The sequence below is a fragment of the Mycobacterium sp. IDUB_39 genome, from assembly GCF_055419205.1.
Genome location: NZ_JBVAXF010000003.1, coordinates 439,009 through 461,657, shown reverse-complemented (window position 1 = coordinate 461,657; position 22,649 = coordinate 439,009). Strand labels below are relative to the sequence as shown.

The 22,649-nt window shown below is 65.9% G+C and carries 23 protein-coding genes; 18 read left to right on the top strand and 5 right to left on the bottom strand.

Annotated elements, in window-relative coordinates:
• Positions 1–28: 28 nt before the first annotated feature.
• Positions 29–916: an SCO6745 family protein gene (locus ACZY0X_RS14145; RefSeq protein ID WP_463771253.1), complete on the bottom strand. Its 888-nt coding sequence runs from the start codon at positions 914–916 to the stop codon at positions 29–31.
• Positions 917–991: 75 nt separating this feature from the next.
• Here ACZY0X_RS14145 and ACZY0X_RS14140 point away from each other — a divergent pair, with 75 nt between their 5' ends.
• Complete coding sequence (locus tag ACZY0X_RS14140) at positions 992–1,537, top strand: DUF4333 domain-containing protein (protein WP_463771251.1); 546 nt, start codon at positions 992–994, stop codon at positions 1,535–1,537.
• On the opposite strand, the gene ACZY0X_RS14135 is transcribed toward ACZY0X_RS14140, so the two are convergent.
• Positions 1,518–2,225: a FadR/GntR family transcriptional regulator gene (locus ACZY0X_RS14135; protein ID WP_463771249.1), complete on the bottom strand. Its 708-nt coding sequence runs from the start codon at positions 2,223–2,225 to the stop codon at positions 1,518–1,520. The genes ACZY0X_RS14140 and ACZY0X_RS14135 overlap by 20 nt on opposite strands.
• Positions 2,226–2,358: 133 nt before the next feature.
• Here ACZY0X_RS14135 and ACZY0X_RS14130 point away from each other — a divergent pair, with 133 nt between their 5' ends.
• Complete coding sequence (locus tag ACZY0X_RS14130) at positions 2,359–2,856, top strand: gluconokinase (protein WP_463771591.1); 498 nt, start codon at positions 2,359–2,361, stop codon at positions 2,854–2,856.
• Positions 2,856–4,250: a GntP family permease gene (locus ACZY0X_RS14125; RefSeq protein ID WP_463771248.1), complete on the top strand. Its 1,395-nt coding sequence runs from the start codon at positions 2,856–2,858 to the stop codon at positions 4,248–4,250. The genes ACZY0X_RS14130 and ACZY0X_RS14125 overlap by 1 nt, the downstream gene beginning before the upstream one ends.
• Before the next feature lie 20 nt (positions 4,251–4,270).
• On the opposite strand, the gene ACZY0X_RS14120 is transcribed toward ACZY0X_RS14125, so the two are convergent.
• Positions 4,271–4,750: an RDD family protein gene (locus ACZY0X_RS14120; RefSeq protein ID WP_463771246.1), complete on the bottom strand. Its 480-nt coding sequence runs from the start codon at positions 4,748–4,750 to the stop codon at positions 4,271–4,273.
• A gap of 79 nt (positions 4,751–4,829) precedes the next feature.
• The gene (locus tag ACZY0X_RS14115; RefSeq protein WP_463771244.1) at positions 4,830–5,732 is read right to left on the bottom strand and encodes a DoxX family protein; all 903 of its coding nucleotides are present in this window, start codon (positions 5,730–5,732) and stop codon (positions 4,830–4,832) included.
• Positions 5,733–5,853: 121 nt separating this feature from the next.
• Between ACZY0X_RS14115 and ACZY0X_RS14110 the strand changes: the two genes are divergently transcribed.
• Both ACZY0X_RS14110 and ACZY0X_RS14105 read left to right on the top strand, forming a co-directional pair.
• Positions 5,854–7,251, top strand: coding sequence for a xylulokinase (locus tag ACZY0X_RS14110; RefSeq protein ID WP_463771243.1), 1,398 nt, complete (start codon positions 5,854–5,856; stop codon positions 7,249–7,251).
• A gap of 134 nt (positions 7,252–7,385) precedes the next feature.
• Positions 7,386–7,631, top strand: coding sequence for a DUF6400 family protein (locus ACZY0X_RS14105; RefSeq protein ID WP_463771242.1), 246 nt, complete (start codon positions 7,386–7,388; stop codon positions 7,629–7,631).
• Between the two features lie 251 nt (positions 7,632–7,882).
• Here the strand turns inward: ACZY0X_RS14105 and ACZY0X_RS14100 are convergent, their stop codons facing one another.
• The gene (locus ACZY0X_RS14100) at positions 7,883–8,470 is read right to left on the bottom strand and encodes a TetR/AcrR family transcriptional regulator (protein WP_463771240.1); all 588 of its coding nucleotides are present in this window, start codon (positions 8,468–8,470) and stop codon (positions 7,883–7,885) included.
• A 545-nt stretch (positions 8,471–9,015) separates the two neighbouring features.
• Between ACZY0X_RS14100 and ACZY0X_RS14095 the strand changes: the two genes are divergently transcribed.
• From ACZY0X_RS14095 to ACZY0X_RS14035, 13 genes are all read left to right on the top strand, one after another.
• On the top strand, positions 9,016–9,852 hold the full coding sequence (locus ACZY0X_RS14095; protein WP_241399080.1) for an MlaE family ABC transporter permease: 837 nt from the start codon (positions 9,016–9,018) through the stop codon (positions 9,850–9,852).
• 1 nt (position 9,853) lies between these two features.
• On the top strand, positions 9,854–10,711 hold the full coding sequence (locus ACZY0X_RS14090) for an ABC transporter permease (RefSeq protein WP_463771238.1): 858 nt from the start codon (positions 9,854–9,856) through the stop codon (positions 10,709–10,711).
• The gene (locus ACZY0X_RS14085) at positions 10,712–12,244 is read left to right on the top strand and encodes an MlaD family protein (protein WP_463771236.1); all 1,533 of its coding nucleotides are present in this window, start codon (positions 10,712–10,714) and stop codon (positions 12,242–12,244) included. It begins immediately after the preceding gene.
• A complete protein-coding gene (locus ACZY0X_RS14080; protein ID WP_463771235.1) occupies positions 12,241–13,296 on the top strand; it encodes an MCE family protein in 1,056 nt (351 codons plus the stop codon). The genes ACZY0X_RS14085 and ACZY0X_RS14080 overlap by 4 nt, the downstream gene beginning before the upstream one ends.
• A complete protein-coding gene (locus tag ACZY0X_RS14075; protein ID WP_463771233.1) occupies positions 13,289–14,353 on the top strand; it encodes an MlaD family protein in 1,065 nt (354 codons plus the stop codon). Before ACZY0X_RS14080 ends, ACZY0X_RS14075 begins: the two co-directional genes overlap by 8 nt.
• Positions 14,350–15,468, top strand: a complete 1,119-nt coding sequence (locus ACZY0X_RS14070) for an MCE family protein (protein WP_463771231.1) — start codon at positions 14,350–14,352, stop codon at positions 15,466–15,468. The genes ACZY0X_RS14075 and ACZY0X_RS14070 overlap by 4 nt, the downstream gene beginning before the upstream one ends.
• Positions 15,468–16,661, top strand: coding sequence for an MlaD family protein (locus ACZY0X_RS14065; protein WP_463771230.1), 1,194 nt, complete (start codon positions 15,468–15,470; stop codon positions 16,659–16,661). Before ACZY0X_RS14070 ends, ACZY0X_RS14065 begins: the two co-directional genes overlap by 1 nt.
• A complete protein-coding gene (locus tag ACZY0X_RS14060) occupies positions 16,658–17,908 on the top strand; it encodes an MlaD family protein (protein WP_463771228.1) in 1,251 nt (416 codons plus the stop codon). The genes ACZY0X_RS14065 and ACZY0X_RS14060 overlap by 4 nt, the downstream gene beginning before the upstream one ends.
• Before the next feature lie 31 nt (positions 17,909–17,939).
• Positions 17,940–18,548, top strand: a complete 609-nt coding sequence (locus ACZY0X_RS14055; protein WP_463771227.1) for a DUF3329 domain-containing protein — start codon at positions 17,940–17,942, stop codon at positions 18,546–18,548.
• 21 nt (positions 18,549–18,569) lie between these two features.
• Positions 18,570–19,376, top strand: a complete 807-nt coding sequence (locus ACZY0X_RS14050; protein WP_463771226.1) for a mannan-binding protein — start codon at positions 18,570–18,572, stop codon at positions 19,374–19,376.
• Between the two features lie 27 nt (positions 19,377–19,403).
• Positions 19,404–20,621: a TetR/AcrR family transcriptional regulator gene (locus ACZY0X_RS14045; RefSeq protein WP_463771589.1), complete on the top strand. Its 1,218-nt coding sequence runs from the start codon at positions 19,404–19,406 to the stop codon at positions 20,619–20,621.
• A gap of 29 nt (positions 20,622–20,650) precedes the next feature.
• On the top strand, positions 20,651–21,658 hold the full coding sequence (locus ACZY0X_RS14040) for an alpha/beta hydrolase (RefSeq protein ID WP_463771225.1): 1,008 nt from the start codon (positions 20,651–20,653) through the stop codon (positions 21,656–21,658).
• 71 nt (positions 21,659–21,729) lie between these two features.
• Entirely contained in the window at positions 21,730–22,542 is an 813-nt protein-coding gene (locus ACZY0X_RS14035) for an acyl-CoA thioesterase domain-containing protein (protein WP_463771223.1), read from the top strand.
• Positions 22,543–22,649 lie beyond the last annotated feature (107 nt).

Sequence of the window (22,649 nt, the reverse complement as noted above, 5' to 3'; positions counted from 1 at the left end):
CACGCACTGATATGGGTTGGGCCACCACCTATTTCAGGTGCGCTGCGTCGTCATCGAGATCATCGCGGCGCAGACCCATCGGAGTCGCCGCCGGAATGTCGCCGGCAGCCACCACCGCTCTGGTGATGGGCGTGAGCGTGCGGAACAGCAGCTCGAGATCGTCGTCGTCGAGCGCATCGAGGGCTGACAGTGCCAACCGGTCGGTGGTGTCCTCGATATCGCGCTTGAGGTCGGTGCCCGCCGGCGTCAGCGCTCCGGCGTCGTCGAGTACGCCACGGTCGGCGAGCCGTCGTGCGCACTCCCGCCACTCGTCGTCATCGTATTGGCGGCTGCGCGTGATGAATTCGCGGGGGACCCGGTCGGCGACGCTGTGCAGAACGTTGCACTCCCGACCGTTGATCCCCGCTGCGGACAGGACCGCTACGTGGCCGTCGCCGCGCTGCTCCCGAAGCAGCGTGGCGGCATGCCAGAGCCTGGCCACCGGTTCGTCGGGCCACGGCAGCGCGAGATTCGCGGCGAACAGCGGGCGACCGTCCACCGGGGCGCCGGATGCTGCCTTGCCCAACAGGTCTGCGGCGGTGGCCACGTCGTCGCTGTCGATGACGCCACAGCGGTGCAACGCGGCAACGGCGGAACTCTCGCGGGCTGCAAGGGCGTCGGCAGGGGAGGCGAAGGTCCATGCCGAGGGCAGTGCGCGGGCCACATGTGAGGACGCGAAGTTGTAGAACACCGCGGTGATCACGCTCGCGGGCATCTCGCCCAGCGGAGCGGAGCGTGCGGCGAAGTAGCCCATCCAGAAGCCGCGGAAGCCGACCTCGTCGAACGCGGTGCGCGCCTCGGGTGCAAAGTAGGTGATCGCGTGTACCGGCTCGAACCGATCGAACAGTCGGCGGGCAATCAACGGTGATCTGGTCACATGGGGATTCAAGCATCATTGGCCGGAGCGGGTTGTTATGGTCCGGACGGATTTGGGCGGAGGTGGGTCATGCGGATGGTTGCGAGGGCCCTCCCGCTCATCACATCGGTTGTCACGCTGCTCGCCAGCGGGTGCGGTAGCGGCGATGGCATTGGTATTGGCAATGCCGATGGCGGCGCCGAGTCGCTGATTGTCTCCAAGGAGTCATTGCAGGCTGATATCGCCGACCGACTGGTCAAAGCTGGTCAGCCGCCGGGATCGGTCACCTGCCTGCAGGACCTTGTCGGTGAGGTTGGCCGGACCGCCCGTTGCGATGTGGTGATGGGTGAGACCAACAGCTTCCAGCCGGTGGCGACCGTCACCGGCGTGGAGGGGACGATTGTCGACTACGAGTTGGCGCCTGCCCTGTCTCAGGCGCAGTTGGAGCGGGCGGTCGCCCGCCTGGTCATCGAGAACGGCGGTCCGCCGGTCGATTCGGTGGACTGCGAGGGGGGCCTCGATGGAGCGGTTAAGGCGGTCGCGTACTGCGACGTCGAGACGGGCGGCGTGCGGGCTCGTCGTGCCGTTCAGGTGACCGAGGTGTCCGGGCTGACGATGAACTTCACTCTGCGGACGGACTGACGCTGCTGACCGCCTCGTCGATGATGGCGCGCATGGCCCGTTCGGCGCCCGCCTCATCGCGAAGGCGGATGGCTCGCGCGACCTCGTCATGAAGTTCGATCGCGTCGGGATTCGGTCGCTCCGGCATGAAACCGTGGTGGGTGCGACCGGTAAGCACCTCGGCCACGACGCCGTTGAGCGCGCGAAACATCTCGTTACCGCTGGCCTCCAGCAGGGTCTGGTGAAAGACCTTGTCGGCCAGCAGATAGGCCGCGAGATCACCTGACCGGCCGTGCATCACCATGTCCGACACCGCAGCCGCCATGATTCGGCACTGGTGCGGGTCGGCGCGACGGGCCGCCAACGCGGCGGCCGCGGGTTCGAACCCCCGCCGCAACTCCGACAGTGATACCAGCTGTGCGGCACGGTCCCCAGACTCGATTCGCCAGCGAATGACTCTGGGGTCGAACACATTCCAGTGCTCAGCGGATTGAATGGTGATGCCAACGCGCCGCCGCGAGTTCACCATTCCCATGGACTCGAGGACCCGGATCGCCTCGCGGGCTACGCTGCGCGAGACACCGTTCTTGGCGCTGACCCCTTCGAGGGTGATGACCTGGCCGGGGTGCAATTCACCCGACACGATGTCAGCCCCTATCGCCGTCAACACGTTGTCGTGCAGAGCGCTGACGTTTGCCTGGGCCGCCACTCACACATCCTGTCATAGCGCTAGGCCAATGGCATTAACCATATCTTTTAGAATTCTCCTTGCAATAATCAGATCATTGATGCAATCTATGTGACATGGAGCACCAATGGGCGGGTGGTGAGTGATGGGTGGGATCGGATCACCGGTGGTCGTGATGGGAGTGTCCGGCTCGGGGAAGTCCACAGTTGGCGCAGCGCTGGCGCAACGCCTGCGCGTGCCGTTCGCCGACGGCGACGACTTTCACCCGGAGGTCAACATCACCAAGATGACGGCCGGTCACGCCCTCAACGACGATGATCGGCAGCCGTGGCTGGACGCCATCGGCATCTGGTTGGCCGAGCACGCCGACGGCGGGGTGATGAGCTGTTCGGCGCTCAAGCACGCCTATCGCGACCGACTCCGGGCGCACTGTGCGGGCGTCGAGTTCCTGCATCTGGCGGGAACGCCGGAGGTCATTGGCCGTAGGCAGGCCAGCAGGCCTGGCCACTTCATGCCGCACTCGCTGCTGGTCTCCCAGTTCGAGACGCTCGAACCGCTGACGGTGGATGAGAACGGTGTCACCATCAATGTCGATCAGGACATTGATTCGATTGTGCAGGAGTATGTTTCGCTCACGGGGTTGGAGAAGTGATGAATTCCGGACTCATCTACTTGGCAGACGCTGCAGATCTCGCGGAGCCGGTGGCATCCGTACCTCGGCTGGTCCTGTCGTTCTTGGCGGGCATCGCCGTGATCGTTGTCCTGATCACCGTGGTCAAGTTGCATCCGTTCCTCGGTCTGATCTTCGGTGCGCTGACTGTTGGCGTGGTCGCGGGGGAGGGCGTCACCACGGTGCTCAAGTCATTCTCCGACGGCTTCGGGTCCACAGCCGCCGGGGTCGGCATCCTCATCGCGTTGGGCGCGATGTTCGCCAAGTTGCTCGCGGACTCCGGCGGTGCCGACGAGATCGTCGACACCATCATCGGCAGAGCCTCACCGCGCATGCTGCCGTGGGCGATGGCTCTGGTGGGCGCCATTATCGGACTACCGATGTTCTTCGAGATCGGCCTGGTGCTTTTGATGCCGGTCATCTATCTGGTCGCCCGCCGGTCGGGGCTGTCGCTCATCACGGTCGGCATCCCCGCTCTCGCAGGCCTTTCCGCGATGCATGGCTTCGTCCCGCCGCATCCCGGGCCGCTCACCGCCATCGGCTATCTCAACGCAGATCTCGGCGTCACCCTGGCCCTTGGCGTGCTCGTTGCGATCCCGACGATCATCGTCGGTGGTCCGCTGTTCGGCAGGCTCGCGGGCAAGTGGGTCGTCGTGGGCGCACCCGACACGTTCGACGCGGACCGGCCCGAGGACATCGGGGATCGCAGGCCGTCGTTCCGCGCGACTCTGTTCTCGGTGCTGCTGCCCGTCGCGTTGATGCTCGGCAAGGCGCTCGTCGATATCTTCATCGACGACGAGAATCAGTGGTTCCGGCGGATCTTCGACACTCTCGGCACGCCTTTGATCGCCCTGCTGATCGCCGTCATCGTCGGCATCTTCACGCTCGGGCGCGGCGCTGGCATGAGCCGCGACGAGATCACCAAGTGCGTCGAGTCCGGTCTTCCGCCCGTTGCCGGCATCATCCTGATCGTGGCCGCGGGCGGCGGATTCAAACAGGTACTGGTGGACACCGGTATTGGCACCGCGCTCGCGCAGTGGGCCGAGGACGCCAGCATCTCGGTCATCGTGCTCGCCTGGGTGCTCGCCGTGCTCATCCGCCTGGCCACCGGATCGGCGACGGTTGCCACCATCACGGCGTCATCGCTCATCGTCGGCCTGGTCGAGGGCATGAGCACCGGACAGGTCTCGCTGGTGGTGCTCGCGGTCGGCGCCGGGTCGCTGTTCTTCTCGCACGTGAACGACGCCGGATTCTGGTTGGTGAATCAGTACTTCCGGCTCACCGTGGGGCAGACCATCAAGACGTGGTCGATCATGGAGACCATCCTGTCGGTCAGCGGCCTGGTAGTGGTGCTGCTCTTGGACCTGGTGATCTGACGCCGCGTGGCACCGGGATGTCAGCCCTTGACCACCTGAGTTCCGCCAGCCAACTCGTCGTGCTTGCCCTGCTTGGTGGGACTGCCACTAATTGTGACCGCGATGACGATGATCGCGATGACGCCGAGCAGCCCACCGACGAACGGCACGATGGGCAGCAGCGTGAAGGCATTGCGGATCGCGGACTGTTTGGCGTCAGGCTTGGGCTGGCCGCCCGGTCCGTGAACGCTGAGCCCGAGCAACTTCTTGCCCGGCGTCCAACCCTGCGTCACCTCGAAGAGCACGAAGTAGCCGAACGTCAGGAGCCCGGTGAACAGTCCGGTGACGAGGATGTTCGACATGGTGTCGGTGGTGAACGCGATGAGGAGGCCGACGATTCCGACGATGATCCCGTCGATGAGCCGCGCGACGAACCGGACCAGAAGACCACCCGGCTCGCCGTGCGATGGGCCGGAGGCGCCGTATGGAGCAGTGTATGGGTCGTATCCACCTGCAGTCATGCGGTCAATCTACGCCGCAGTGGCTACCTCAGCGTGACTCCCTTTAAAACTCTGGGTGCGCGAATGTCGACCTGCTCGCTCAGCGCTGGCGACGTTGCCTCTTGACCTGCTCGCGCGCGACGTCCGCGAATTCTGCGCCACGCTCGCGGGCAACCTCGGCGATCTCGGCCCCACGCTCGCGGGCAACCTCGGCGAGTTCGGGACCGCGTTCCCGCGCGAGCTCGGCGAGTTCGGCGCTCCGTTTGGAGGCGACGTCGGCCAGGACCGCGCCTCGCTTCTGTGCGACATCGGCTAGGACGGCGCCCCGCTTCTGCGCCACGTCGGCCAGGACCGTGCCCCGCTTCTGTGCGACATCGGCGAGTTCCGCCCCGCGCTCGCGCGCCACGTGCGCCAGTTCGCGGCCCCGCTCCGCGCCGACGTGCAATCCCGACTGCAGGCTGTGGCCAACCCTGTCGACGAGCTCATTGTCGATCAGCGCATCGGATCCACTGCTCGGCAGGACGTTCGAGAAGGTCTCCGAGATGTTCTCCGAGACCTTGTGTGCTGCCCGCCGGCCCCGCCAGCCGAGTGAGGGCCTGCCCTCGGTGTCGACCGACGCGATGATCAATCCACCGATGAGGCTGATGTCCGCGAGGAACGCGCGCCGCTCGGCGGCCTTGCGCTCGACGTCGGTCTCATTCCAGAAGGCATGCCCGCCAAGACTTCCCGGGACCACGCTCAGTGCGAGTGCGGCGGATGCGAAGCGGGGGAGCTTGCCAGTCGCGAGCAGCAGGCCCGCTCCGATCTGCACAGCACCGTTTACGCGGGCCACCGTTTCGGCATTGGTGGGCACGTTGGGGCCGACCGGTTCGGGCAGCCGGCTCAAGCTCTCGAGGGTGGGGCGGGCCGCGTCGGCGGCGGGTTTCGGGCTGCGGAGCGCATCTACGCCGCGGGCGATGAAGGTGGTGGCGAGCATGGGTCGAGCGATGCGTCGGATCAACATGAAGGGGGTGTTCCCTGCTGGCCTGCGCCACAAACCACTCAGTGTCGTCCTGCGGTTGTGGACCGATGGCCAGGTAGCTTCGCGGTAGGCAAAACAGGTATCGATACCGAAGGAGGTCGCCGTGACGCTTGTCGCGGGAGTCGACTCCTCGACCCAGTCCTGCAAGGTCGTGGTGTGTGACGCGGATACGGGCGTGACCGTGCGCTCGGGTTCCGCGCCGCATCCCGGCGGCACCGAAGTGGACCCCGTCGAGTGGTGGCTGGCCTTGGGGCAGGCGGCCGAGGCCGCCGGGGGCTTGGACGACGTCGCGGCAGTGTCGGTGGCGGCGCAGCAGCACGGCATGATCTGTCTCGACGCCGGCGGCCAGGTGGTGCGGAAGGCGCTGCTGTGGAATGACATCCGGTCCAGCGACGCGGCGTCAGACCTCGTCGCCGAACTCGGGGGAGCAGCGGAGTGGGCGGACCGCACCGGGGTCGTGCCTGTCGCTGCCATCACCGTGGCGAAGTTGCGCTGGCTGGCCGACGCCGAGCCGGGGCACGCCGACGCCACCGCCGCGGTGTGTCTGCCGCACGACTGGTTGACCTGGCGGCTGTCGGGATCGGACCGGATCGATGACCTCCACACCGACCGCAGTGATGCGAGCGGCACCGGCTACTTCGTCGCCGAAAGCGGGCGATACGACCTCGAGCTACTCGAACTGGCCCTGCGGGGACGCCGTCCGTCGGTGCCCGCGGTCGTGGCGGCGGGCGGCAGCGCCGGACGGACGAGCACGGGCGCGATCCTTGGCGCCGGCGCCGGTGACAATGCCGCTGCGGCGCTGGGGATAGGTGCCGAACCGGGGGACTGCGTGGTGTCACTGGGCACCTCGGGTGTGGTGAGTGCGATCAGCGACGCCGCGTCGCACGACGCGAGCGGGCTGGTCGCGGGCTTCGCCGATGCCACGGGGCGGCAGCTGCCGCTGGTGTGCACGCTCAACGGTGCGCCGGTTCTCGCCTCGGTCGCGAAGATGCTCGGCGTCGACTTCGACGAACTCGATCGGCTGGCGCTTCTGGCGCCGGCCGGAGCCGAGGGGCTGATTCTGGTGCCGTACTTCGACGGGGAGCGGTCACCGAACCTGCCCGACGCCCACGGCGCCCTGCACGGTGTGACGACCCGCAACCTGGTCCCCGCCAACGTGGCCAGATCGGCGATCGAGGGTCTCCTGAGCTCCATCGCGTTCTGCGTCGAGCGAATCGCGGGTCAGGGCGTCGACGTGCGGCGGGTCATCCTCGTGGGTGGCGGGGCCCGATCGGAGGCAGTCCGTCGTATCGCTCCCGCGATCCTCGGCATGCCCGTTCACGTGCCGACACCCGCCGAATACGTCGCATTGGGCGCCGCCCGACAGGCCGCCTGGGCGTTCTCGGAGTCCGCCGCCCCGCCCGGGTGGTCCTTCGGTGTGACCGCCAGCTATGAGGCTGACCCGACGCCGTGGGTGGTCGAGCGCTACAACGTCGCGCAGCGGTTGACGCTCGGACAGTGACGAGTGGGTGAGCGCACGTCGTCGACCACGGTGTGACCAACTGCCGCCGCAGAATGTGGCGTACGTCATTGCCCTCGCAGCGACCCATAGGTAAGCCTTACCTTTCTTGTAACTGAGCGACCCCTGGGAGTGCCATGGCTGACGTCGATACCGTCGCGGGCGAGTGGTCATATGACCTGACCCTCGACGAGGTTCGCCGACGTCAGGCCGTCCTGGCCGCGATCGGCGAGGACTGGGACCCCGTAGCGGTGCTGGCCCAGGAGGATGAGGCCTACGCCATGCTGTACTCCGGTCTCGATGCCGAGCAGCAGCGGATCTACAACGATCTGGTGATCGCAGGCGTGCTGCCGGAGGGGTTGGGGCGACGTGCTGCCCATTGATCCGACTGCCGATCGCGCCCGCCGTGCCTGGTTGCGATGCCCGAGCTGCAGACATGGCGGTGACTGCGGGCCCTGCGGCGACGATCGAAACTGCGACGACCACTGGCAGTACCTGCTGAGCAATCGGGGCACCCTGCTCAATCTGCAATGCGTCGACTGCGGTCACCTGTGGTCGACCGACACCGGCAGACGAGCACTTCGGCGGACTGACGTCGCGTGACAACCGAACCGGCCTGACGGCACCGGGCGTCTCAGTAGACGAGTTGGGCCAGATGACGCTCTGCGTATAGCCGCACGGCAGCGGCATCCCCGGTGTCGAGAACATGGCTGTTGATCTGAGCCAGGGATGTGGCCAGCCGGATGTGCAATTCGGCCACGGCGAGCAGATCCGGATCGGCCATGGTGGCACCCGCGGCACGCAATGCCTTCGCCATGGTCGCCGAGGCACGCTCGAGGAACTTCTCGGCCGCTTCGCGCATGCCGGGCGACATGGTGGTGTCGCCATCGAGTTGCAGGAATCGGCGCATGGTCGGCTCGGTGGTCAGGATGCGGACGCCCTCGCAGAAGCCGGAGACGGCCGCCTCCCGGGGGCCGGAATCCACGTCGACGGTGGCCAGTCTGGACATGGCGAACGCGACCGTTCGGTGACCGAGTTCGGTTAGCAATGCGTCGCGGCTGGGGAACCTGCGATACAGCGTGCTCCGGCTGACCCCGGCCCGTCGCGCGACCACATTCAGGCTCAACTTTCCGACGCCGACGAGGGCGACCTGCTCCGCGGCGGCCTTCAGGATGGCCGTCTCCTGCTGCCCTGGGGAGGTGCGGGTCCGCACCTGGCGCATCGCGGAGGTCCTCACTGCCGGCTGACACTGGCCGCCAGGGGGATTGGCGGGTCGATCAACCGGAGAGTCGCCATTGGTGTTCTCCATCTTTGACACAGAGAGGCGGGTTGTGTGTCAAAGTAGCACGATCGCCCGCATGTCGGGCAGTCCGCGGGGCCATCTAAGTTAATCATCGTACTTCTGACGATTCGATACAGAAGTTCATCGTCGCCACCGGACACGACCTCCGCTCGACTGGTTCGAGTGTCGGTTCGCGCTGTGCGCATCCACGCGGAATGCCGATGGTCACTGAAATGCGAGTACTGATAAGCGAATTACGCAACGGGTGGTTGCGGATGGTGTCATATGTGGAAGCCGTCAGTGCCGTATGTGCGGCTATAGGCGATCGGGCAGGAATTCTCACCGTATTCACTAAGTAAACATTAGTTCTCCGAAAACGTTGACGGAGACAGGTGGCCGACATACGGTGACCACCACTAGCGACCGGCGCAACCGACAGGTGCCGGCACCTGCTGGGTCCGTCCATCGGGAAAGGGGTCGACGTCTTGCGTGAGCCCACCGGTGTCGACGCCATCGAGGACTGGGCCACCGGCTACGTCAGGCGTCATCCGCTGGCCTCACTCACGACCGTCGGCGAGCAGTTCATCCTCGGCCTGCGCACCATCCAGTACCTGTTCATCGATCTGGTGACCGGGCGGTTCCAGTGGCAGGAGTTCATCCGCCAGGGCGCATTCATGGCGGGCACCGCGGTGCTACCGACCATCCTGGTGGCCCTGCCGATCGGTGTCACGCTGTCGATTCAGTTCGCCCTGCTGGCCGGCCAGGTCGGAGCGACCTCCCTCGCGGGTGCGGCGAGCGGGCTCGCCGTGATCCGGCAAGCGGCCTCACTGACGGCCGCGATCCTGATGGCCGCGGCGGTGGGATCGGCGATCACCGCGGACCTGGGCTCGCGCAAGATGCGCGAGGAGATCGACGCCATGGAAGTGATGGGCGTATCGGTGATCCGGCGCCTGGTGGTGCCGAGGTTCGTTGCCGCCATCATGATTGGCGTGGCGCTCACCGGCGTCGTGTGCTTCGTCGGCTTCCTGGCGAGCTATCTGTTCAACGTGTACTTCCAGAACGGCGCTCCGGGCAGCTTCGTCGCGACCTTCGCCTCGTTCGCGACGACTGGCGACATGGTCGTGGCGTTGGTGAAGGCCGTCATATTCGGTGCCATCGTCGCGATCGTGTCCTGCCAGAAGGGCTTCTCGACAGTGGGTGGCCCGACGGGCGTCGCCAACTCGGTGAACGCGGCCGTGGTCGAGTCGATCCTGGTGCTGATGGTCGTCAACGTGGCAATCAGCCAGCTCTACATCATGCTGTTTCCCAGGGTGGGGCTATGACGTGACCGCATCGACGTTCCGCCCGCCGCTGCTGGCGCCATGGATTCGGCTGTACGAGAAGGCGTCTGCGCCGGTCATCCGACTCGGTCACATGATGGTGTTCTTCGTGCGGGCGATCATCGCCGTACCCATTGCGCTGCGCCAGTACCGCAGCGAGTTCGTCCGTCTGCTATCCGATATCGCGTGGGGCAACGGTTCCCTAGTCGTCGGCGGTGGAACCGCAGGCGTGGCAGTCGTTCTCGGTATCACCGTGGGCGCACTCGTCGGCATCGAGGGCTACAACTTCCTCGATCTGCTCGGGCTGGGACCGGCCACGGGCATCATCTCCTCGCTGGTGAACACTCGCGAGCTGGCGCCGATCGCGGCGTCACTCGCATTCGCGACGCAGGCCGGTTGCCGGTTCACCGCCCAGCTCGGGTCGATGCGCATCGCGGAGGAGATCGACGCCCTGGACGCCGTGGCGGTCCGGCCGATTCCGTATCTGGTGACCACACGCCTTATGGCCTCGGTGGTTGCGGTGGTTCCCTTGTACGTGGCGTGCCTGGCGGTGAGCTACTTGACGACGCAGCTCGTGGTGTACCTCATCAGTGGCGGTTCGACGGGCTCCTATCTGCACTACTTCACGCTGATGCTGTCCGGCCAGGACATCGCCTACTCGTTGATCAAGGCCGTCATCTTCGTGTGGATCGCCTCGACCGTGCAGTGCTACTACGGCTTCTACGCCTCCGGCGGGCCCGAGGGCGTGGGAGTTGCTGCCGGACATGCCATGCGGGCCAGCATCACCGTGGTGATCGTGGTCAACATGCTGCTCACCATGGCGCTGTGGACCGTCGACTCCGGAGCGAGGTTCGGCGGTTAGATGGGAAATTCGTTCGAGCCCGATGGGCGGGGTGCCTCGGAGCGGCAGCTGCTGGGGTGCGGCATCGCACTGCTGCTGGTGGCAGGGGTCGTCACGGCAACCCTGTTGGTCAAGTCCACCGGACGGCTCGACCCCTACGTCCGCGTCGTCGCGGCCATGACCAACGTCGGCGACGGCCTGCCGCAGCGGTCGGACGTCAAGTACCACGGCGTGCTCGTCGGCATGGTGAACGACGTGACACCGGCAGCGCACGGCGAACCGAACTACGTGCAGATCGACCTCAATCCCACCTACGCCGAGTCCATCCCAGCCTCGGTGACGGCGCGAGTGGTGCCCAGCAACGTATTCGCGGTGTCCTCGGTTCAGTTGGTCGACCGCGGCCCCGGCCCGGCCATTCGTGCCGGGGCGAAGATCAAAGAGGACACCGAGCTACCGACGGTGCTGTTTCAGACCACTATCAGCAAGCTGCGCGACATCCTCGCTGCGACGGGCCGGGGCCGCGAGGACAACACGGTGGGAATCCTGGCCGCGGTCAACGCGGCAACCCAGAACCGCCGTACCGAACTGCTGACGAGTGGTGCCCAGTTGAACAGGCTGGTCGATGAACTCGACGCCATCGTCGCCACCGAGCCCGGCCCGACGACGGTCTCCGCGCTGATCGACGCCACCCGCGGGCTGCAGCAGACCGCGCCCGAACTGGTCGAAGCACTGCACGGGGCCGTGCAGCCAATGCAGACCCTGGTAGAACAGCGCGCACAGCTCACCGCGCTGATCGATGGCGGCGTGCACACCATTGGTACGACGCACACCGCGTTGAACAACCACACGGACCGGCTGGTGAAGATCACCGGAAACCTCACCCCGGTCGTGGCTCAGCTGGCAGACATGTCACAACACTGGGTGCCGGCCTTCGTCAAGCTGAATCAGCTGGTGGACAAGTTCTTCAACGAGGTGTGGATAGCCGATCGCGATATCGGCAACATGAGGGTGAACCTGTCGTTCACGCCGACCTACACCTACACCCGGGCCGACTGCCCCCAGTACGCCGGCCTCAAGGGCCCGAGCTGCTACACCGCCCCACTGGTGCCGACGCGCCCCGAGTTGCCCGATGTCCTTATACCGCAGAACTATCAACCACCCAAGGACCTGGCTCCGCCCCCGGGAACCGTCCTGGGACCCAACGGCAACCTCGTCGCCGTCGGCCCGCCGTACATCAACCCGAACCCGAGTCTGGCCGATCCGAATCCGCCACTGCCGCCGGGAATGCTGCCCTCGCCACCGGTTCCGGGGACGGCCAACCCCGCGCTGATCCCCACCCCACCGCCGCCGGTGCCGCTGTCACCAATCGCGCCGGTGGCGCCTGCCTCATGGGGTGGCAATGTCGGTCCGGTCGGCAGTGAGCAGGAACGTCAACAGCTCGGCATCATCACCGGCCAGTCCGCGTCGACGGCCACCCAGCTGCTCCTCGGACCGATCGCACGCGGGACGACGGTGGCTGTGGCAGAACCGACTTCGACGGGAAGTCCCAGATGAAGTACCGCGGAGCAACGATCGGACTCTCGCTCTTCATGGTGGTGGCGGTGACATTGACCTGGTTGGTCTACGTCACGCTGCGCCGCGACGTGGCTGGGCAGACGGTCCCATATGCCGCGGTGTTCTCCGACGTGTTCGGCCTGCGCGAGGGCGATGACGTGCGGATGGCCGGGGTGCGCGTCGGGCGGGTCGAGAAGATCGAACTGCAGGACGATCTGGCCAAGGTGTCTTTCGTGGTGCAGAACGACCAGCAGGTCCTTGGTTCCACTGTCGCGTCGGTGACGTACCAGAACATCGTCGGCCAGCGATACCTGGGACTGTCGCTTGGCAACATCGGGGAGCCGGGGCCGCTTCCGGCCGGCAGTGTCATTCCCGTCGAGCGCACAGACCCGTCGTTCGACGTCGGGGCGATGCTCAACGGTTTCGAGCCGTTGTTCAGCGTGCTGAATCCCCGCGACGCAGACAATCTCACGAAGGGTGTGATCCAGTCGCTGCAGGGCGATGACGCGTCGATCGTCGCCCTGGTCGACCAGACGTCGCGGCTCACCGAGACCTTCGCCGGCAAGGACGAGCAGCTCGGGAACGTGATCACCGATCTGAACGTGGTCGTGGATAACCTTGCCCGGCACAATGACAGCCTCGATGCGGTCATCGGTCACACCCGCGACGCGGTGTCCACCTTCGACGCGCGACGCCCCGAGTTGGTGTCATCGATGGGGTCGATCTCGAAGGTGGTGCGTCAACTCTCGACCATCGCCGACGATATCCATCCCGATCTCAACGAACTCGTGCTCCGCGAGCCCGGCTTCGCCGAGCACATGGTCAGCATCGAACCGCAGTTGGCCTTCACAGGCGCCAATCTGCCACTGCTGCTGAAGGGTTTCGCGCGCATGACCAACGAGGGTGCCTACGTCAGCGCCTACACGTGCGACCTGAACCTCACCGGCTTCTTCCCTGGCCTCAACGATGTCGTGCCGATCATCGTCGACGCCGCGACTCCTGGAAACAAGTCGTGGAACACTCCGAGATGCAGGAACATGGGCAATGGTTGATCCAACGACACAGGCTGATTCAACCCCCACCCAGCGGCGTAGGCGCCGGCCCCTGGAGAACCGCAACAAGGCGTGGCTCGGCTTCGGCGCGATCGCGGTGGTGGCCATCCTCATTGGCGCGATGCTCGCGGTCAAGGTTGCCGACGTCGGATATCGGCACTACACCGCGCGGTTCCTGCAGGCCGCGGCGCTGCAGCCGGGCAACCCCGTCACGATCGCCGGGATACCGGTCGGCGAGGTGACCAGCATGCGGCTGGCGGGCGATCACGTGGAGGCCGGCCTCAAGGTCCGCAAGGACGTCACGCTGGGGCAGGACTCGAGAGCGACGATCAAGGTCACCACCATCCTGGGATCCCGGTACCTGTCGCTGGATCCCGGGGGCCCGGGTTCGTTGCCCGACAACACGTTCGACATCTCTCAGACCGAGGTGCCCTACGACTTGCAGGAGGCATTGGCGGACGTCACCACCACCTTCGAACAGGTCGACTCCGACAAGTTCGCGGAGACGCTGGGCATCCTCGGCAAGCAGCTGGAGGGGCTCCCCGCGGTATTGCCGCAGGCGCTGGAGAACACCCGCACCCTGTCGACGATCATCGCCGACCGGCGCGACCAACTCGGCTCGCTGCTGCAGACGACGGAGTTGGTCAGCAACACGCTGCGCCGCCAACAGTCGAGCATCGGCAGCCTGATAAACCAAGGAAACGACCTGATCGGGGAGTTCGTCAGCCGACGCGCATCGTTCCACGCCATGATGGCGGCGCTGACCAATCTCGTCGAAACCCTCAGTGGCATCGTCATCGATGACCGGCCCGAGCTGGAGAAGCTGCTGGTCAACATTCGGGAACTGTCCGACATGCTCGGCAAGCACGACGACCTCCTGCGCAGCACGCTGCAGGCCGGCCCGCCGGCGTTACGAGGACTGGCCAACGCCAGCGGCACCGGAAACGCGGTCGATCTCAACCCGACCAACGGTCTGCTGGTGGACTCCTGGATGTGCGCAATCAGCGGTCGCGCCAAGCAGTTCGGGATGATCGAGTACTACCGGGACTGCAAGTGAAGCGCCTCCGGAGCAAGGCGTTCGCGCTCGCCGCCGCCAGTCTGGTGCTGGCCGTGCTCGTGTCGGCCGCCGCATGGACCTTCGTCGAGGACGCGATCGACTCCATCACCGTCACCGCCCAATTCGACAGTGCCGCAGGACTGTACGAGGGCAACACGGTCGCCGTGCTCGGCATGCCGGTCGGCAGGGTCACCACAATCACCCCGAAGGGTGGATACGTGGAAGTCGAGTTCACCGTCGACAACGGGGTTGCGGTCCCCGCCGACGCGCAGGCGGTCACCATCTCGAACTCGATCCTCACCGACCGCCAGATCGAACTCACCCCGCCGTATCGTGGTGGTCCCACCCTGCAGAACCACGACACCATCGGACTCAACCGCACCAGGACCCCGGTCGAGTTCGCGCGCGTGCTCGACGTTCTCGACAAGCTCTCGGGTTCACTGCGCGGTGACGGTGCGGGCGATGGCCCCATCGCCGAACTCGTCAACGCCAGCGCCGCGATTGCCGACGGCAACGGCCAGGACATGAAGGACGCCCTCGGTGAACTGTCCAAAGCCCTGCGGCTCAGCGCCAATGGAGGCGCGGTAACCAGGGGCCAGTTGACCACCATCATGGCTAACCTCAGCTCGCTGATGGAGGCCGCCGCCTCCAATGACGCGACGCTGCGCGAGTTCGGGTCGACGGTTCGCGCGCTCAGTCAGATCCTGGCCGACGAGAACCTCGGCAGCGGCACGACCGGCAAGAAGCTCACCGAGGTGATCACCACGGTCGGCGAGATCCTCGACACCCATCGCGACGAGATCAAACAGATCGTCGCCAACGGCGACATCGCGCTGAAGACGACGGTCGACCATCAGCGTGATCTCGCCGAATTCCTCGATGTCACACCGATGACGCTCGACAACATCTACAACGCCATCGATCAGACCAACGGAGCATTCCGCGCCCGCGTGCTCGTCGACAAGGTGCTGTTCGACTCGCAGGCGGTGAAGGAGGTCTGCAACATGATGGGGCTGCGACAACTTGGTTGCAGCACCGGCACGTTGGCGGACTTCGGGCCGGACTTCGGACTGTCCTACGTGCTCGACGGCCTCGCGGCGATGGGTCAGAAGTGATGGCGCGCTACCGGAAAGCGGCACTCCCACTGGCGGTCTCGGTCTGCTTGGCCGCAGCCGGATGTGGCACAGAGGGGCTGGCCAGCCTGCCGCTGCCCGCACCGGGGGTCGGTTCGGGCGGCTACACCCTGACCGCGGTGTTCAGCAATGCGCTCAACCTTCCCGCCAACGCCAAGGTGAAGCTGGCAGGCGCCGACGTGGGCGAACTCGAGTCGATGGTGGCGCGCAACTACACCGCGGTGACGACGTTGCGCATCATGGACGGTGTGCAGCTGCCGCGCGGCAGCACGGCGGAACTGCGCTCCGCGACGCCGCTGGGGGACGTGTTCGTCGCCCTGAAACCCCCCAGCCCACCGGATCCGGGGGCTCCGCTGCTGACCGAGGGTGACACCATCGGGCTGGAGTCGACAACGGCGGCAGCGACCGTCGAGTCGGTGCTGGGCTCGGCGGCGATCCTCGTCAATGGCGGTGCGGTACGCAACTTCACCAGGATCATCAACGGGCTGGGTAAGGCGACCGGCGACCAAGGTCAAGCGTTCGGTGATCTGATCCGCAAGACCAACCGGACGCTGGGCACGCTCAACGCGCGGTCCGAGGAGATCTCGACCGCGCTGACCGAGACGTCGGGCCTCGTGAATCAGATCGAGGCCAAGAACGACATGCTCGGCGAGCTGATGACGGAGGCAGGCCCGGCCACCGAGGTACTCGCCGCGCACACCACGCAGATCGCCGATCTCGTCATGCAGATTGGTGACACCACCGAGCAGCTCAGCAAGTTCCCGTCAATCGCGGGCACCGACACCAGCGGCCGAAGCGTCGTCGCCGACGCCAACCGGGTGGCCGGAGCGTGGAACGACGTCGCGCTGACTCCAGACGCCACCCTGTTCGCGCTCAACAGGTTGATGCCGCCCCTGGTGAAATCGATTTCGGGCCCCGCGATTGCGACGCGGGCGAGTATCGACCGACTGATTCTCGGGTCGATACCGGATATCGGCTTCGCCGGCGACTCCGGGCTGCACGGCCCGAAGCGCTACAACTGGCAGCAGATGGTCGGCTCGATCAAGTACACACTGCTGCGTCTACAGGAGAGAGTCGTCGGAAAGGGTCCCGGCGTGCCGCAGGTCCCGGTGATCCCCAGCCCGACCGATCCGGGTCAGGTGCAGGTCATTCCGCCACCCGAGGCGCCGCGATGATCGCCGCCGCCGCAGACACCATCGTCGCGATCGTCCGGGCAGGACATCGCAGGCGTTCCTGGCTGTCAGCCGGTGCGCTGATCCTCACGCTCGTGGTCGCGAGCGCATACCTGTTCCTCGGTGCGCTGCGGGTCAATCCGCTTGCGTCGAGCCTCTCCATCACCATCGAACTGCCGAACTCCGCCGGCCTGCTACCGAATCAGGACGTGACACTGCGCGGTGTGCCGATCGGACGGGTGGAGCGCCTCGACATCACGCCTGTCGGTGTCAATGCCGTCGTGAATGTCTCCTCGACCGTGCCGATCCCGGAGTCGAGCGACGTGCGAGTGTCGGGGCTGTCGCCGGCGGGCGAGCAGTACGTCGACTTCGCCGCCGAATCCGATGCCGGGCCCTACCTCAGTGACGGAGCCGTCATCGCGGCGGGCAGGGCGACCGTACCGGTCAGCCTGGCCGAACTCCTCGCCAACGCCGATGGTGCGCTTGCGCAGGTCGACACGTCCAAGATCGAGCTCATCAAGAGGGAGCTGAGCCTGAGCGAGGCGGGACCGCAGAAGCTGGCCGACATCATCGACGGTGGCACCTTTCTGTTGTCGACGCTGGATTCGGTGCTTCCGGAGACGACCAGCGTGCTGCGGACCAGCCGGGTTGTGCTGACGATGGCCGCGGACAAGAGTGACGGAATCTCGGTCGCCTCGGACAATCTCGGCGCGACCTTTGACGGCATCACCAAGATGCGGGAGGGCTACCGCAGGCTCACCGACCAGGCGCCGGGCACTCTGACCGCGGTCGACAATCTGTTCACCGACAACTCCGACACCATGGTGGCTCTGCTCGGCAGCCTGACGTCCACCTCCCAGTTGCTCTACCTGCGGGTGCCGGCGTTGAACGCGCTGTTCCCCAGTTACCGCACCTCGGCACTCGATGCCATTGGCAGCGTCATGCACGACAACGGATTGTGGGCGACCGGTGACATCTACCCGCGCTACGCGTGCGACTACGGGACGCCGCGCCGACCACCGGCGTCGGCCGACTACCCCGAGCCGTTCATGTACACCTACTGCCGCGACGATCATCCGGGCGTGCTGGTGCGCGGCGCCAAGAACGCGCCGCGGCCGGCCGGTGACGACACCGCAGGGCCGCCCCCTGGCGCGGATCTCGGCCGAATGACCGACCCGACCCCGAAGGGCCGGTTCACGATTCCCACCCCGTATGGCGGACCGGTGCTACCGATCGAGCCACCCCGCTGAACCACCGACACGCTGTTTCGAGGAGATGAACATGACAGTGACGAGCGATGCGTTGGCTGAACCGGCTGACGAGATGACGGAACCCGAGGCTGACGAGCAGTCCGTCGATCTCGACGAGGACGCAGGCGCCGACACCGAGGAGGAAGCAGGCGGGCCACGGCCGTGGCTGCGACGGGTGATCGTGGGCGTGGTCGCCGTGATATTCGTTGCCGCACTCGCGGTCTCGGGTGTGCTGGGCTGGATGCTGTGGCAGGAGCGGGAGGTGACCCGTGCGGGGGAGCAGGCCCAGCAGGCGGCGGTCACGTACGCGCAGATCCTGACGAGCATCGACTCGAGCAAGGTCGACGAGAACTTCAACCAGGTTCTCGACGGTGCGACCGGTGAGTTCAAGGACATGTACTCGCAGTCCAGTGTCCAGCTTCGTCAGTTGCTCATCGACAACAAGGCGGCGGCGCACGGAGTCGTCGTGGAGTCGGCAATCCAGTCGGCGTCCAAGGACAAGGTGGTCGTGCTGCTCTTCGTCGATCAGTCGGTGTCGAACACCAACGTTCCCGACCCCCGCATCGACCGCAGCAGGATCAAGATGACCATGGAGTTCGTCGACGGACGTTGGCGGGCAAGCCAAGTCGCGCTGCCGTGAGGATCGGAGACTGACGTGCGGATGAGCATGCTCGTTGGGGTGGTGGCCGCCATCGTCACGGGCGTCGGCACCGGCACCGTGGCCGCCACTGTCGGTGCCCCCACTGCCGCGGCGTCGGCGCCATCGTTCTGCGATGAGTTGGGTGGCCAGTGGAACGGTCAGTACTGCCAGACCTCGGTGCGCTCCCAGAGCGACGCGGTGCGTGACATCAAGGTCGCGATTCCCGCCGAGATCGTCGATGACCCCGTCGTCGGACCCGTTGTGCGCCAATACCTGAGGACTCTGGTCGATAACTGGAGACGGCTCGGTGTGAGCATGGTCGCCGACAGTTTCGGCGAGGGCAACTACGAGATCTTCCGTCGTGAAAACACGTTGTCGGTGGTGTTCCACGAGACCTATCACGCTGATGGGCCGGCATTCAACAACGCCTACCGCACCTTCACCTTCGACATGTCGGCCGGCAGACAGTTGCAGCTTTCGGATCTGACGAGGGCCGGCGTCGATCCGCTCGCCGCGATTCCGCCGCTGGCACAGCCGTTCGTCGAGCAGGCGCTCGATGCGGCGCCGCCCCCGCATCAACCCCGCACCTATCCATTCGTGGCGGAGCGGTGGACGCCTGACAAGGTCTACTCGGGCGGCTACAAGGCATGGGCGCTCACCCCGGACGAACTCGTCATCTACATGCCGGACTATCCCGTGGCACGCGACACCCCACTCGACTTCACTCCCGGTGTGATGAAGTGGTCGATGGACGGCGGCACCGTGGTGGCGCACATTCCGCTCGCTGCGCTGAGCCCGGTCCTGCGGCCCGAGTTCGGTGGGAGGTAGACCGTGCCGCCTGCGCATGCGCCTGACATCAGGCTGTCCACGTCAAGTGTGAGCACCGAGCGGCGTCGGCGACCGAAGGACCGAAAGGCGCAGATCGCCCGGGTCGCGGCCGAGACCTTCAGCGAGGTCGGCTATCACGGTGTGAGCATGGAGGGCATCGCCCGACGGGTCGGCGTGACGGCCGCCTCGCTGTATCGGCACTACTCCGGCAAGTACGAACTGTTTGCGGCATCGGTCCTGGGGTTGGGGCAGCAGTTGGTTGACTGCACCGCGATCGTCGACGACGACGACGCGGGACCCGATCAGGTATGGGACGGCATGGTGAGCGCACTGATCGACACCGCCCTCGTGAATCGGACCAGCGGTGGCCTGTATCGGTGGGAGGGCCGGTACCTCGACGATGGCGATCAGGTGGTGCTCAACGAGCAGATCAAACTGGTCAATCGCCGACTGCAACAGACGATGTCGAAGTTGCGTCCCGAACTGGAGCCAGGGCAGGAACGCTGGATCCTGTCAGCGGCAGTGCTCAGCGTGCTGGGCAGCATCACCGACCATCACGCCCAACTGGCGAGCGACCGGATTCACGCAACCCTGGCCACGATTGCGCGCGACGTACGCGACACCGACCTGCCGGCAGGGACGTCGACACCCCGTATCCCGGTCCGGGCCACAGTGGGCCCGGAGTCGGGGGAGTACGAGCAGATCCTGCACTCGGCGATACTGCTGTTCAACGAGCGTGGGTACCGGGACACCGGGATGGACGACATCGCCGTCTCGGTCGGCGTGTCAACGACGAGCCTCTACCGATACTTCCCCGGGAAGGCGGCGATTCTGGGGGCAGCGTATCGGCGCGCGGCCGACCGGGTGTCGAGTGACCTCGCCACCATCCTTCCCACTGCAGACGGCCCCCGAGACGCGGTCGGCCGACTGGTTGAGGCGTTCGTGCTGCGTTTCTTCGCCAATCCGGAACTCGCATATGTCTACTACGCGGAGCGCCTCAACGTGCCCGCCGAGGATCGTGTTGCGCTGCAAAGCATCCAGCGCGCCACCATTGACGCATGGGCACGTCAGGTGTCTGCTGCCAGGCCTGACATGTCGCCGGATGAGGCGCGTTTCGCGGTGCACGCGGGCTTCGTACTCGTGACTGATCTGGGCCGGTTCATGGACGCCACGCATACGAGGTCGTCGCCGGCCGTCGTTCGCCATCTGCTGCTCGTCACGCTGCTGGGCCAGTCAGCTCCATAGTTTTTCGTTGTTCGAAGAAGGGGTCCACGATGGGTCTGCCGACAGGCGCTTTGTCGACAGGACGGCCGAGTCGGAGGGCGCGGATCTGCTATTCCGCCGCCCGTGTGTTGGTTGAGCCGCCGATCCGCCGGTACCTGACTTCCGAGCGCAACAAGCCGGTGAGCGATCGTCTGGCGCTCCTCGGCCGAGGGGTGCGAAACCTCTCGCGGCTGCAGCGAGTACGGCCCTTCCGCGGCTTCCGCTTTGATCGTCACACGACAGGTGCCGTCACAGTCGAGACTGTCCGGGCGCCCGGATGCGTCGCGCCCATGAGCGAAGGTGTCGTCCTCTACTTCCACGGTGGCGGATTCTTCTGCGGCAACCTGGACTCTCACCTGCACGTGGTGGCACGAATTGCCCGACTCACCAACCTGCCAGTCGTGCACGTCGACTATCGCCAGCATCCGGAAGTGGCGATCGACATGTCCATCCAGGACTGCGTGGATGCATACCGGTGGCTACTCGAAGAGGGTGTCGCCCCGACCAGGGTTGTCGTCGCGGGGGACTCGGCGGGCGGATTCCTCGCCTTTGCCACACTGATCGCCGGCCAGCGGAACGGATTGGCCGTGCCCGCCGGCGTCATCGGGATCTCTCCGCTCCTTGAGCTGGACAGTTTGGCCCGAAAGTCGCACGAGAACTTTCGACGCGATCCATTCGGGGTGGCATCGGCACTGCCATTGATCGTCGAGTGCATCCATCCTGCGCAAGCGGACGTCGATGACCTCTCGCCCCTGAACGCCGACCTGAAAACACTTCCGCCGGCACTGATCATCGTTGCCGAGTCCGAAGTCCTGCGCTGCGATGTGGAACGGATGTGTGATGGGCTCACCGCGGCCGGCAGGCAATGCACCGTCCAGTCCTGGCCGCACCAACTGCATGCGTTTCCCGCGCTATTGCCCTTTCTTCCCGAGAGTAGGGCGGTGTTCGAGAGCATGACCGAATTCATCGAGACATGTCTGGCCGATCCGTCCCACTCGTCCTCGGTGGGGTTCGGTTAGTTTCGCCCCTTCGTAGGCACCTGAGCCGGGCGATCGGCGGGGCTCAGGTGCCGATGTGCGACGATGCGGAGATGACCGCTCGTCCGGCGCACTTCGTGCAACTTGCCGATGATTCGTTCCAGCCGACGCCGTTCGCCCAGAGCCATTGGGGAGCAGACCATCTCAACGGTCCCGCACTCGTCGGTCTGGCGGCAGCGATCCTCGACGAGCGATACGGCAGCGAGGACTTCATGCCCGCACGGGTCACCGTGGACCTCTTCAAGGCCGCACGCGGAGTGACGACAACGGCGGTGACACGGCTCGTCCGCGACGGACGGCGCGTCCGCAATACCGAGTGTGAACTCGTCCAGGACGGTGTCACCGTGGTCCGGGCGATCCTGGTCCAGTACCGGCGCTCGGAGCCGCCGCGTGGACAGGAGTGGTCGGGCGAGGTCGACTTCACCCGGCCCGTCGAGCTCGACACCGACGAGTACGTCCACATCGGCAGCGACGGGCACGGCTGGACCCGGTCGATCGCCGATCACCAGAACGACGCGCGCAAGCGATTCGTGAACAGGCCCGTCGACGCGGTCGAGGGTCGCAAGAACACCCCGCTGGTCAACGCGGTGATGGCAGCCGAGGGGACGAGCCTGGTCACCAACCTCGGCACGGCCGGGGTGGGTTACATCAACGGTGACCTCACGGTGGCGCTGGCGCGGCTGCCGCGCGACGGCAGCATCGGCGTGCAGGCCGACTCGCACTGGACCGACGACGGGATCAGCGTCGGATCGGCGACGCTGTACGACAGCGACGGCGCGTTCGGGACCGGCGTGGTGACCGCCGTCAGCAACCTCGCCGCACAGATCGACTTCTCCAACGACCCGTTCCCCGACCGCACGCGCTGAACCACGGATTCGGTTGGAGTGACCAGGCCCGGACAATCACGTGGACACGGGGCTTTTCGGTCCCGTTCAATGCACTGGTGGCCGATGTCGTGAATGCGAACCGCGCC